Source organism: Roseomonas sp. E05, from assembly GCF_030063475.1.
Classification (GTDB): Bacteria; Pseudomonadota; Alphaproteobacteria; order Acetobacterales; family Acetobacteraceae; genus Pseudoroseomonas.
The window spans coordinates 1-11,309 of record NZ_JASIRT010000060.1; the positions used below are offsets into that span (position 1 = coordinate 1).

Annotated in this window: 11 protein-coding genes and 1 pseudogene; 7 read left to right on the forward strand and 5 right to left on the reverse strand. The window is 67.5% G+C overall.

Going from position 1 to position 11,309, the window contains the following annotated elements; all coding sequences use genetic code 11:
• Positions 1-170 precede the first annotated feature (170 nt).
• On the reverse strand, positions 171-908 hold the full coding sequence (locus QMO56_RS26055; RefSeq protein WP_283530477.1) for a GntR family transcriptional regulator: 738 nt from the start codon (positions 906-908) through the stop codon (positions 171-173).
• Positions 909-1,102: 194 nt separating this feature from the next.
• On the opposite strand from QMO56_RS26055, the gene QMO56_RS26060 reads away from it, so the two are divergent.
• The 6 genes from QMO56_RS26060 to QMO56_RS26085 all read left to right on the forward strand — a co-directional run bounded on the left by QMO56_RS26060 (position 1,103) and on the right by QMO56_RS26085 (position 8,904).
• Entirely contained in the window at positions 1,103-2,437 is a 1,335-nt protein-coding gene (locus tag QMO56_RS26060; protein ID WP_283530479.1) for an LLM class flavin-dependent oxidoreductase, read from the forward strand.
• 77 nt (positions 2,438-2,514) lie between these two features.
• The gene (locus QMO56_RS26065) at positions 2,515-3,807 is read left to right on the forward strand and encodes an FAD-binding oxidoreductase (protein ID WP_283530480.1); all 1,293 of its coding nucleotides are present in this window, start codon (positions 2,515-2,517) and stop codon (positions 3,805-3,807) included.
• A 60-nt stretch (positions 3,808-3,867) separates the two neighbouring features.
• Positions 3,868-5,424 (forward strand): ABC transporter substrate-binding protein, encoded by a 1,557-nt coding sequence (locus QMO56_RS26070; protein WP_283530482.1) that lies wholly within the window; start codon positions 3,868-3,870, stop codon positions 5,422-5,424.
• Positions 5,425-5,432: 8 nt separating this feature from the next.
• Positions 5,433-6,380, forward strand: a complete 948-nt coding sequence (locus QMO56_RS26075; RefSeq protein ID WP_283530484.1) for an ABC transporter permease — start codon at positions 5,433-5,435, stop codon at positions 6,378-6,380.
• Positions 6,377-7,240, forward strand: a complete 864-nt coding sequence (locus tag QMO56_RS26080) for an ABC transporter permease (RefSeq protein WP_283530486.1) — start codon at positions 6,377-6,379, stop codon at positions 7,238-7,240. Before QMO56_RS26075 ends, QMO56_RS26080 begins: the two co-directional genes overlap by 4 nt.
• A complete protein-coding gene (locus tag QMO56_RS26085; RefSeq protein ID WP_283530488.1) occupies positions 7,237-8,904 on the forward strand; it encodes an ABC transporter ATP-binding protein in 1,668 nt (555 codons plus the stop codon). The genes QMO56_RS26080 and QMO56_RS26085 overlap by 4 nt, the downstream gene beginning before the upstream one ends.
• 263 nt (positions 8,905-9,167) lie before the next feature.
• Here QMO56_RS26085 and QMO56_RS26090 read toward each other — a convergent pair whose 3' ends face one another.
• From QMO56_RS26090 to QMO56_RS26105, 4 genes are all read right to left on the reverse strand, one after another.
• Positions 9,168-9,491: an IclR family transcriptional regulator C-terminal domain-containing protein gene (locus QMO56_RS26090; RefSeq protein WP_283530490.1), complete on the reverse strand. Its 324-nt coding sequence runs from the start codon at positions 9,489-9,491 to the stop codon at positions 9,168-9,170.
• Positions 9,492-9,550: 59 nt separating this feature from the next.
• The gene (locus tag QMO56_RS26095; protein WP_283530496.1) at positions 9,551-9,811 is read right to left on the reverse strand and encodes a transposase; all 261 of its coding nucleotides are present in this window, start codon (positions 9,809-9,811) and stop codon (positions 9,551-9,553) included.
• 3 nt (positions 9,812-9,814) lie between these two features.
• Complete coding sequence (locus tag QMO56_RS26100; protein WP_283530492.1) at positions 9,815-9,943, reverse strand: hypothetical protein; 129 nt, start codon at positions 9,941-9,943, stop codon at positions 9,815-9,817.
• Between the two features lie 575 nt (positions 9,944-10,518).
• Positions 10,519-10,935 (reverse strand): transposase, encoded by a 417-nt coding sequence (locus QMO56_RS26105; protein WP_283530494.1) that lies wholly within the window; start codon positions 10,933-10,935, stop codon positions 10,519-10,521.
• Positions 10,936-10,986: 51 nt separating this feature from the next.
• On the opposite strand from QMO56_RS26105, the pseudogene QMO56_RS26110 reads away from it, so the two are divergent.
• Positions 10,987-11,309 (forward strand): annotated as a pseudogene (locus tag QMO56_RS26110) (IS21 family transposase); the annotation flags it as partial.

The following is an 11,309-nucleotide window of genomic DNA, read 5'->3' on the forward strand; positions in this document are numbered from 1 at the left end:
CGGATCGAGGACTACAACGAAGTCCACCCCCACAAGGGCTTGCGGATGTGTTCACCCCGTGAGTTCATCCGCGCCCAGTCTCAACCAGCCCCGTGTCCGGTTTGATGGGGGCAACTCCATCCGGCGGCTACAAGGGCCTCTTCCAAGGTGCCCGCCAGACCAGCATCATGTCATTGTCGGCCACTTCTGCCGCCGGGCAGTTCCTCCTTCGGACTGAGATAGATTTCAGCGATGCCCGTCCGGATGACCTCGACGATCTCCTCATAACGGCGACGGATGACAGTATTGGCATCGGCCGCGCAGGCATTGGCGTCCCGTTTGCGCAGCAGCTTGGCGAGGCGCATGTGACTCTTCATATCGAGTGCAGGGCGGCGGCGCATGTCGATCCAGCGCACGAAATGGATGCGCCTGTTGATGCTTTCCAGCAGGCGCACATACTCCGCATTGTGCGTCATGCGGGCGATCCGCAGATGGAACTCCTCGTCATGCTGCAGCGCTTCCAGGCTCTTGCCCTGGTCCTTGGTGGGGCGCGTGCTGGCGAATTCCTCGAACTCCTGCAGTTCCTCCTCCGTTGCCCGCTCGCAGGCCAGCCGGATGATGGCCTCCTCCAGCGTGACCCGGACCTCGTAGAGGTCGTAGATCTCCTTGGCATCCAGGAGCCGGCCGAAGAAGCCGCGACCCTGCACGACGGTGACGAAGCCTTCTGAGACCAGCCTGTTCAGCGCTTCTCGCAAAGGCGTGCGACTCACTTTGAGCTGCTCCGCCAACTCCAGCTCATTGATCCGCTCGCCGGGGCGGAACTGGTAGGTCATGGCCATGAGGCGAATCTGCTCATAGACGCGGCTGGTCGATCCGCCTTCCTCGGGAAGGGTTTTGGCGGTCTTCATATCAGCGTTCTCCTCCGGCATTTTCGGATCGCCTTTCCACGGCACAGGCGGGGCCGGAGCCACCTCCGAGCACCGCCCACAGGCGATAATACACGCTTGCATAACGTTCCGGGACGCGCATAGTCTTTGTATGCAGAGCTGAATGACATGCGGCCTTCAGTGTAGCAGAAGCAGGAGACCCGGCCATGGGCGCAAGGCGAATGATGCGGTTGGGGATGTCCATGCGAGGGCTTGGCTACCATCCTGCCGCCTGGCGGCATCCGGAGGTGCCGGCCAACGGCACCGTCCGCTTCGGGCACTACCTGCGGAACGCGCAGACGGCCGAGCGCGGGCTGTTCGACATGATCTTTTTCGCGGACGGCATCGGCATCCGGGAGCATGACCAGCCCCGGGGCGCACTCGCCCGCTCCGGATACGAGATCATCGAGATGGAGCCGATGACCCTGCTGCCGGCACTCGCGGCCAGAACCGAGCGAATCGGCCTGGTGAGCACCGCATCCACCACCTACAACGAGCCTTATCACATCGCGCGGAAGTTCGGCACGCTCGACCTGATCAGCGGCGGACGGGCCGGATGGAACATCGTCACGTCGTGGTCCGAGGCGGAGGCACGCAACTTCAACCGCGAGGAGCACCTCGACTATGCCACGCGCTACGAGCGCGCCGCGGAGTTTGTCGAGGTGGTCACCGGCCTCTGGGACAGCTGGGAGGATGGTGCCTTTCTCTATGACAAGGCCGGCGGCATCTTCTACGACGAGAGCCGGATGCATGTCCTGGACCATAAGGGAAAGCACTTCCGCGTCCGTGGCCCCTTGAATGTGGGCGAGATGCCGCAGGGCCGCCCCATCCTCGTGCAGGCCGGCGCCTCGGAGCCGGGGCGGGAAATGGCAGCCGCCTCCGCCGACGTGATTTACGCCGCCTACGACACGCTGGAAGCGGCACGCGCCTACTATGTCGATGTGAAGCGCCGGCTCGCCAAGTATGGGCGTGACTGGGATGACCTGAAGATCATGCCGGCACTCCGCCCGGTTGTCGGTCGCACCATGGCGGAGGCGCAGGCGAAGTTCGACGAGCTGCAGGCGCTGCTCGATCCGCTGGTGGGCCTGCAGCGGCTCTACAGCACCTTCGGCGACCTCTCCGGCCATGACCTCGACGGGCCGGTGCCGCTGGATGCGCTCGGCCCGCAGGAACTCCGCAGCCTCTCCGATCAATGGGTCCGGCGAGTGCGCGAGGAGCAATTGACGATCCGGCAGCTCTACGAGGAGAAGGCGGGTGGTGGTGGCTTCCACCTCGTCGGAACGCCTGCGCAGATCGTGGATGTCATGCAGCACTGGCTGGAGCAGGAGGCCTGCGACGGCTTCAACATCACGCCCTCCATCCTGCCCGGTGGCTGCGAGGATTTCGTGGAGCTGATCACGCCCGAGCTGCAGCGCCGCGGCCTGTTCCGCACGGCCTATGAGGGGCGGACCCTGCGCGAGAACCTGGGCCTGAAGCCGCACGTGAACCGCTATACGCGCGAGCGCCAGGAAGCGGCCTGCGCAACGGCGTGACCGGGTCGGCCGCGATGCCTGCGCAGCCCATCCTCACCCAGGCCCCGACCGTCGACCCCGCCGTCACGAGCGCAACGATGCCCGCTGCGGTCGACGTGGTGGTGGTGGGCGGCGGGATCATCGGGGCCAGCACGGCGCTGTTCCTGGCCGAGAGGAAGATTCGCACTGCCCTCTGCGAGAAGGGGCATATCGCGGGCGAGCAGTCCAGCCGCAACTGGGGATGGTGCCGGAACACCGGCCGCGACATCCGCGAAGTGCCGCTGATGATGGAAAGCGCGAGGCTGTGGGCAGGGATGAATGCCCGGTTGGGTAAGGAGACCGGTTACCGCCGCAACGGCATCGTCTATCTCTGCCGCGACGAGGCGGAACTGGCCAGGATGGCGGGCTGGCTGCAGCGCGCCGAGCCCTTCCAGCTCGGAACGCGGCTGCTTTCGCCGGCCGAGGTCGCAGCCCTGCTGCCGCAATCCGGCCGGCGATGGGCGGGCGGCCTCCACACGCCCCAGGACGGGCAGGCGGAGCCGCAGCACGCGGCCCCGGCAATCGCCTCTGCAGCCGGTGCGAAAGGGGCCACGGTGCTGACCCGCTGCGCCGTACGTGGCCTGGAGACCACCGGTGGCCGCGTCTCCCATGTCGTCACAGAGCACGGCACCATCCGCTGCGCGTCCGTCGTGCTGGCTGGCGGGGCGTGGTCCTCACTCTTCTGCGCCAGTCTGGGACTCCGACTGCCGCAGCTGAAAATCCTTGCCTCCGTCATGCGTACCGCGCCGCTGGCAGGCGCGCCCGAGGTGGCCGGCGGCGGCGATGGCTTCGGCTACCGCAAACGGATGGATGGCGGCTACACCATCGCCAATCTCGGTGGCGAGGTCAGCGAGATCGTGCCCGACACGCTCCGCTTCCTGCCGGATTTCGCGGCCGCCGCCTGGGCGAGCTGGAGCAAGCTGCGCATCCGCATCGGCCGCCGCAGCCTCTGGGAGATCTTCACGCCGCGGCACTGGCAGCTGGACCGCCCCTCACCCTTCGAAGGCATCCGCACGCTCGATCCGGCGCCCCATCTGCCGGGCCTGCAAAGCGCGCTGGGCCGGTTGCAGCAGTCGTTCCCCGTCTTTCGCCAGGCTCGCGTGCTGCAGCGCTGGGGCGGGCTGATCGACACCACGCCCGACCTCGTGCCGGTCATCTCGCCGGTCGAGGCCCTTCCCGGGCTCTTTGTGGCCACCGGCTTCTCCGGCCATGGCTTCGGGATCGGCCCCGGGGCCGGGAAGCTGATGGCCGAACTGGTGGCGGGGGAGCAACCCTGTGTGGACCCCCGCCCCTTCCGTTTCGACCGCTTCGCCGAGCGGCCCCGGCCAAGGCCGTCGGAGACCGCGCTCTAAGCAAAACAGAAAAACCGCTTCCATGCGGACGGGGACGCCGTAGCAAAGGAAACTGGTATCATGGTTGAGGTGAAAATCGCTCACCCCTTCGCTCTCCCGCGCCGGCGCCTGCTGCAGGCGGGAGCAGGCGTCGGTCTGGCCACGCTGGGGCTGCCGGCCGCGCGGGCGCAGGAGGCGAAGCCTCGGCGCGGCGGAACGCTGCGCGTCGCGGTCGCCGATCAGAGCAACACCGATACGTTCGACCCGACGCTGGCCCGTTCAGGCTCCGACTACCTGCGCGCCAAGGCCACCTACAATGCGCTGACCTGGCTGGACGCCGACTCCAATGCCATTCCGGACCTGGCGGAGTCCTTCGAGTCCGATGAGAAGGCAATGCGCTGGAGCTTCAAGCTCCGCAAAGGCGCCCGCTTCCACGATGGCAGCCCCGTGCGTCCGGCGGACGTCGTCTACTCCATCATGCGCCACAAGACCGGGCCGTCGCTCGCCAGCTCCATCGTCACCAACATCAGCAGCGTCACCGCGGACGGGCCCGACCGCGTGCTGTTTACGCTGGCGAGCCCGGAAGTGGGCTTTCCGCTCGTCATGAGCGAAGTGCATATGTCGATCGTGAAGGAGGGGACGACCGACTTCTCCAAGCCGATCGGCACCGGCCCCTTCCGCATTGAGACCTTCCAGCCTGGCCTGCGCACCGCGGGCCTGCGCAACCCGGAGTACTGGGACCCGGAGCGCCCCTATGTCGATGGCTTCGAGATCATCCCGCTCCCGGACATGCAGGCACGGGTCAATGCCCTGCTGTCGGGCGACGTGCATCTGGCGGTGAACCTGCGGGGCGCCGGCATCGATCAGGTGCGCGAATCCTCGGTTGCCGGCCTGCTGACCACGCCGACCTCCGGCTTCGCCAGCGTCCACATGCGGGTCGACATGAAGCCTTCCGACAGTCTCGACCTGCGGCTGGCCCTGGCGCATCTGATGGATCGCAAGCGCTTCGCCGAGGTTGTGCTGCGCGGCCAGGCGGTGCTCGCGAACGACGTGCCGATCCTGCCCACCAGCCCGCTGTTCAACACGGAGCTTCCGCAGCGCGCGCTGGACCTGGACAAGGCGAAGTTCCACATCAGGAAGTCCGGCATCGGTTCCACTCCCATCGAGATCTATGTGACCGATGCAGCAAATGGCGGCATTGACATAGGTCAACTCCTGCAGCGCGAGGCGGCGCGCGCCGGGCTGAATGTCGCGCTCAAGCGCGTTCCGGCGGATGGCTACTGGGTGAACATCTCCGGCATGCACCCCTTCACCAACAACCAGGTCACGCCGCGCCCCTCGGACGACATGAACATCGCCCTGTTCTGGAAGTCCAACGCCCCCTTCAACAAGTGCAAGTTCCGGGCGGAAGGCTTCGATGCGCTGGCCGACGAGGCACGCGGCAGCACCGACCCGGCCAGGCGGAAGGAGCTCTACTTCCGCATGCAGAAGCTGATCCATGACGCGACGCCGCAGGTGATTCCTGCGATGCAGAGCTACGTGGACGGCATGGCCAACACCGTGCAGGGAATCACGCCTGTCCCGGTCGGCTATCTCGGCGGCTTCAACGGCATGCAGAACGCCTGGCTCAGCGCATGAGCGGCGGCATGGTCCGCCTTGTTGTGACGCGCCTGACGGGCGCCGTGGCCGTGCTTCTAACCGTTTCGCTGCTGGTCTTCGCCAGCGGAGAGGCGCTGCCTGGCGACGTCGCTCAGCTCATGCTGGGCGAGGGAGCAAGCCAGGAGGCCGTGGCCCAGCTCCGCCAGCAGTTGCAGCTCGACCGGCCAGCACCGGAACGCTATCTGGGTTGGCTGGGGGGCATGGTGAGCGGCGACTGGGGCGTGTCCTACACCACCCGGCGCCCGATCAGCGAAATCCTGCCGCCCCGCCTCGCCAACACCGCCCTTCTGACTGTTCTGACGGTGCTGGTCGCGGTGCCGGTGGCGCTGGGGCTCGGCATCCTGATGGCACTTTTCGCGGGCGGCCGGTTCGAGCGGAGCACCTCGGTCGTCCTGCTCGGACTTTCGGCCATGCCGGAGTTCATGCTGGCCACGCTGGCGGTGCTGATCTTCGCCGTGAAGCTGCGGTGGCTGCCGGCCATCAGCAACCTCAGCATCACCGACGGGCCTCTGGAGGCGGCGCGCGCCCTGACGCTGCCGGTCCTGACACTCTCCCTGGCCATCGCGGCGCAGATCGCCCGCATGACGCGGGCGACACTGGTGAATCTCGCGGACCGCCCCTTCATCGAGATGGCGCATCTGAAGGGCGCCTCCCGGCTGCGCGTGATTCTCGTTCACTCGCTGGCGAATGCCATCGGGCCGCTGGCGAATGTCGTGACGCTGAACATTGCCTTCCTGATCAGCGGCGTGGTGGTGGTGGAGACGATCTTCGCCGTGCCCGGCCTGGCGCAGCTCATGATCAACTCCGTCTCGACGCGGGACATGCCGGTGATCGAGGCCTGCGCCATGATCTTCTGCTGCGTGTATGTCCTGCTCCTCGCGGCGGCGGATCTTCTTGGCACTGCCTTCAATCCTCGACTGCGGAGATCGCGATGAGCACCACCACGGCACCGACCGGCCTGCTGGGGCGGCGGCTGCGGCTCCGTCGCCCATCCCTCATCGCAGCAGCGGCCGGGGGAATCCTGGTTTTCTGGATCGGAGCGGCCCTGCTGGTCCCTGCCTTGCTGCCACACAGCCCGGTCGACTTCATTTCCGACGATAGCTTTGAGGCACCCTCGGCGAGGACTTGGCTGGGCACCGATTATCTGGGCCGCGACCTGCTGGCCCGGCTGATCTCGGCCGCGCGCTCCACGCTGCTCATCAGCTTCCTGGCCACACTGGGCGCCCATCTGATCGGCGACACGCTGGGCATCCTGGCTGCGCTGCGCGGGGGCTGGCTGGCCGCGGTGCTGGAGCGTGGCGCGGAGGTGATGCTCTCCCTGCCGAAGCTCATTGTCGGGCTGGTGGTGATCGCGCTGGTCGGGCCCTCGGCCACGGTGCTGGTCCTGGTGACGGCCGGTGTCTATGCCGCGACCGTTTTCCGCATCGCGCGCGCCATCGCGCTCGACCTCGTCACCCTCGACTATATCCGCGCCGCCCGCCTGCGCGGCGAAAGCATGGCATGGGTGATGTTCGGCGAGCTGCTGCCGAACATGCTGCCGCTGCTGGCGGCGGATTTCGCCCTGCGGATGAGTTTCTCCATCCTCTTCATGAGCAATCTGAGCTTCCTGGGGCTGGGCGTGCAGCCGCCGATGGCCGATTGGGGCGGGCTGGTGCGGGAGAACCTGGAAGGGCTGGCCTCCGGCTCCCTGGCCTCCGTTTACCCGACCATTGCCATCGCCAGCGTTACCATCTCGCTCAACCTGCTGGTCGACCGCTGGGGCAGCCGCGGAGGGGCAGGGGAGATGCGGACATGAGCCAGGAATTGCTCCGGGTGGAGCGGTTGACCATCGGCCCCCGGCAGGGTGGCCCGGCGATCGTGCAGGATGTTTCCTTCTCGGCGGCACAGGGCGAGATCGTCGCCCTGATTGGCGAATCCGGCTCCGGCAAGACCACCGTCTCGCTGGCGGCCCTGGGGCATGCGCGCCGCGGCCTCGCCTTCCGCGCCGGCAGCGTCCATGTGGATGGCGTCGACATGACCCGGGCGGGCAGGGAAGATCTGCGGCGCATGCGGGGACGCATCGTCTCCTATGTCGCGCAGAGCGCCGCCGCCGCCTTCAATCCCGCCTTCCGCCTGAGCGCGCAGGTCACCGAGCCGGCGCGGCTGCATCAGTCACGCCCCCGGCCGGCGGCGCTCGCCGCCGCAGTGGAGCTTTACCGCCGCTTCGATCTGCCCGAGCCGGAGAGGATCGGCGAGCGCTACGTCCACGAAGTCTCCGGCGGCCAGCTGCAGCGCTTCATGCTGACCATGGCCATGATCGAGCAGCCGCGCCTGATCGTCTTCGACGAGCCGACCAGCGCGCTGGATCCCACGACGCAGGTGGAGGTGCTGGCGGCGATCCGGGCCGCCATGCGGGGGCAGCGGGCGGCCGCCATCTTCGTCAGCCACGATCTGCCGGTGGTGGCACAGCTCGCCGACCGCATCGTGGTGATGCGGCGAGGGAGGGTGGTCGAGCAGGGACCGGCGCGCACGATCCTGGAAACGCCGTCGCAGGACTATACACGGTCGCTGCTGCAGGCGCTGCGGCAGCGCGGCAAGGACTCCTCGCCCCGTGCCGCGGCCCGCTTCCCACCGGTGCTGGAGGCGAAGAACATTTCGGTCGGCTTCGGGCGCGGCGACGCGGCCGTTTTGGCGGTTGACCGCGTCAGCATGGCCGTGCACCCCGGCGAGATCGTCGCCGTCGTGGGGGAATCCGGCTCGGGCAAGACGACACTGGCGCATAGTCTGGTCGGTCTGCATGCCCCGCTGACAGGCGGCATCCTGCTCGACGGCGTTGCCCTGCCAGGACGGTTCCAGCTTCGCAGCCGCGACGAGCGCCGGCGGATCCAGATGGTCTTCCAGTCGGCCGACACCGCCCTGAACCCAAGCCATACCATCGGGCAGATCCTGGGGCGCGTGCTGAAGCTTTATTTCAACATGGATCGGCAGGCACGCGCGGCGCGAGTGCGGGAGCTTCTGGGGCTGGTGCATCTGCGGCCCGAGCATGCCCAGAGCAAGCCGGGGCAGCTCTCGGGCGGCGAGAAGCAGCGTGTCAATCTGGCGCGGGCCCTGGCCGCCTCCCCGGACGTGCTGATCTGCGACGAGGTGACCTCGGCGCTGGACACGGTTATCGCCGATGGAGTGATGCGGCTCATCGCCACCCTCTGCAGGGAGCGCAGGCTTGGCATCGTGATGATCTGCCATGACCTTACGGCGGTGGCCGGCTTGGCGGATGAAGTCAAGGTGATGCGTCGCGGCGTGGTGGTCGAGGAGGGTAGGCCGGATGACGTATTCTGCGCCCCGCGGCATCCCTATACCAGGATGCTCATCAGTTCGATTCCGCAGCTCAGGGCTGGCTGGCTGGATGAGGCTCTCGCGGCTCGCCATGGATTGGAGGCTTCCAAGATATCCTCCCTCGAATTGATGGACACCTCTGAATAAGCTCCGGGGGAGCGAGGAAGGTGTTCGATCGGAAGAGCCGCCGAATGCGGGAATTCCATCGGCGGGTAGGGCCGTAGCAGCCTCCCCTCGCTCGGCTGATCGCTCCTATGAACGGCGGAACCGAAATCGCCCCAACCACGCCACGGTCGTGCGGAGCAGCGCCGGAGGGAGGGGCGGTTGCCCGGTGTTCCGCAACATCCAGGCGGTGGCAAGACGGAAAAGGCGGCAGAGCGGCATGTGCGGCAAGGGCTCCGCCCCGGCCCTTACCCGAACGTGCTGCAGGCCTGGGAAATCGACTGCGCCGTCTCCATCACCATCAGGCCATAGCGCCGCTCCCCCTCCTCGGACGTTACGCAGGAGCGTAGCACCGCCACATTGATGGCGCCGAGCGGCCGGCCGCGCCCGTCGCGGATCGCCGCCGCGATGGCGATGTCGCCGACATAGATCTCCTCCACCGCGGTGGCGAAGCCACGGCGCGCGGTCTCGGCGATCCTCTCCAGCAGCGGCTGCATCTGCCAGACCGTCGCGGGGGTAATCGGCCGGCGGTCGGAGGCCGCCAGGATCGCCTGCGCCTCCTCTGCCGGCATTGGCGGCCAGCATGGTGAGGTGGTCCCCGGAATTCGGCTCTCCCGCATTTTGTGTTGGATCATGCGGCAAGGAGCAGGCGCCTGCGCAGGAGGTCGAGGCTAGCGCGGCCGTACATCTGCCGCTTGAGCAGCTTCAGCCGGGTGATATGTCCCTCACACTGGGCGTTGCTCCAGCGGCTGGTGAGCGCGGCCTGCACGGCGTTGTCCTTTTGCAAGCCGATAGCGAAGTTCGCTATGGTGCGCAGGCCTGACGTTCCGGCGTCCCGGATCCAGCACCGCAGGATCTTTACCGGTGCCGGGCACGGCGTGCTGGCAGTGATGCATCAGCCGCGAAGCAGAGCGGCGAAGCGCTGCGCGAGCGCGATCATGGTGCTGACTTCTGCGTCCTGCGCGACGCGTGCGAGGATGGCCGCCTCGTCGGTGGAAAGAGCGCCGTGATCGCTCACCGCCATCCAGGCCAGGGACTTCGCTGATGGCAGGGTGGCCGCTCGGGCGGATGCGGGCTGGGGGATGTTCGACGGGGTCTTGCGGCTGGCCGGACGGGAGCCGAACCGTGATGGCCGTCCGGCGCCGCGGCTGCAGCCAGCGCGCCACCTGGCGCCGTGTGCCGGCAAAGCCGCGCTCGCGCAGTTCCCCCCAGAGCGCCATGGCGTTCTCACAACCTTGCACCAGGCGCTGCTCAAGATAAGCGAGATGCGGATCAAGAATGCTCGGCCGCGGTCGCGGCCGGACGCGCTCGGGAAAGTTCTCGGTATAGGCGTAGTGCCGGACCGTGCCGCGCGCGAGGCCCATGCGGCGGCTGATGGTGAGCAAGGGCTCGCCGGCGCCGTGACGCTGCCGGACCTCCTCGTAGAGGGCAAGACGACGGGCACGGCTTTCAACGCCGATGGCCGTCTCTCCCCGGCTGCGCGGAAAGGCCGCCCTGCACAGCATCGCAGCCGGCGCGCCGGTCACTGGCGGCAGGCGCCGGAGCCGGACATGCACCCCGGCCAACCTCGACCACCTGCCGCAGGTTCTGCAGCAGGTGTCAGCGGTCCGCCACCTGCCGGACCTGCGGCGCACCCGCCGACGCGCCGCGGGCATACTCGGTCGAGCGGTCACGGGTGATGACGCGCACGCCGGGATGCCGGCGCAGCCAGTCGGCCAATCCGCCCGCTCCCCGGCCGGCCAGGAGATCGAGCGGCCGGCGACGCCTGAGGTCGACCAGGACCGTACCGTAGGTCTGCCCCTTGCAGAGCGCCCAGTCATCGACCCCGACTACGCGTGGCGTGGGCTCGGGCGGGAGGAGCAGCCGTCGTACCAGGCGCAGCAGGGTGTCGGGACTGATACCGCCGAGCGGATGAACCGACTCTGGTGTGATTTCTGCGTAGGCGGGGATGATGTGTTGATTGCCACTGAGACCTGACCCGGTTTGGGGTGAAGTTGCCACTGAGAATTGACCCATGTTCGGACGCTAGCCTCGGCCTTTTGGGTGGGGGCAGCGGGAGTGTTGGACATGGCGTTGTTGAGCGTTATCCGGCGCTGGCATTTCCGGGAGCACCTGTCGATCCGCGCGATCGCCCGCCGGACCGGCCTGTCGCGGAACACCATCCGCAAATACCTGCGGTCCGAGGCGGTGGAGCCTGTTTTCAGGACCCCTGATCGGCCCAGCAAGCTGGATCCTTTCGCCGAGCGGCTGGCAGCCTGGCTGCGAACCGATGCCCGCAGGCCACGCAAACAGAAACGCACAGCCCGGCAGTTCCAGGCGGAGCTGGTGGGGCTGGGCTATGATGGCTCGTACCGGCGGGTTGCCGCCTTTGTGCGGGCCTGGCGAGATGA

What these genes read in the sequence shown, in the direction of transcription:
- QMO56_RS26080 (WP_283530486.1), top strand. Translation starts at nt 6,377, where the DNA reads ATGAGCACCACCACGGCACCGACCGGCCTGCTGGGGCGGCGGCTGCGG.
- QMO56_RS26105 (WP_283530494.1), bottom strand. Translation starts at nt 10,935, where the DNA reads ATGGGTCAATTCTCAGTGGCAACTTCACCCCAAACCGGGTCAGGTCTC.
- QMO56_RS26060 (WP_283530479.1), top strand. Translation starts at nt 1,103, where the DNA reads ATGTCCATGCGAGGGCTTGGCTACCATCCTGCCGCCTGGCGGCATCCG.
- QMO56_RS26065 (WP_283530480.1), top strand. Translation starts at nt 2,515, where the DNA reads ATGCCCGCTGCGGTCGACGTGGTGGTGGTGGGCGGCGGGATCATCGGG.
- QMO56_RS26085 (WP_283530488.1), top strand. Translation starts at nt 7,237, where the DNA reads ATGAGCCAGGAATTGCTCCGGGTGGAGCGGTTGACCATCGGCCCCCGG.
- QMO56_RS26075 (WP_283530484.1), top strand. Translation starts at nt 5,433, where the DNA reads ATGGTCCGCCTTGTTGTGACGCGCCTGACGGGCGCCGTGGCCGTGCTT.
- QMO56_RS26070 (WP_283530482.1), top strand. Translation starts at nt 3,868, where the DNA reads ATGGTTGAGGTGAAAATCGCTCACCCCTTCGCTCTCCCGCGCCGGCGC.
- QMO56_RS26055 (WP_283530477.1), bottom strand. Translation starts at nt 908, where the DNA reads ATGCCGGAGGAGAACGCTGATATGAAGACCGCCAAAACCCTTCCCGAG.
- QMO56_RS26090 (WP_283530490.1), bottom strand. Translation starts at nt 9,491, where the DNA reads ATGCCGGCAGAGGAGGCGCAGGCGATCCTGGCGGCCTCCGACCGCCGG.
- QMO56_RS26100 (WP_283530492.1), bottom strand. Translation starts at nt 9,943, where the DNA reads ATGGCGGTGAGCGATCACGGCGCTCTTTCCACCGACGAGGCGGCCATC.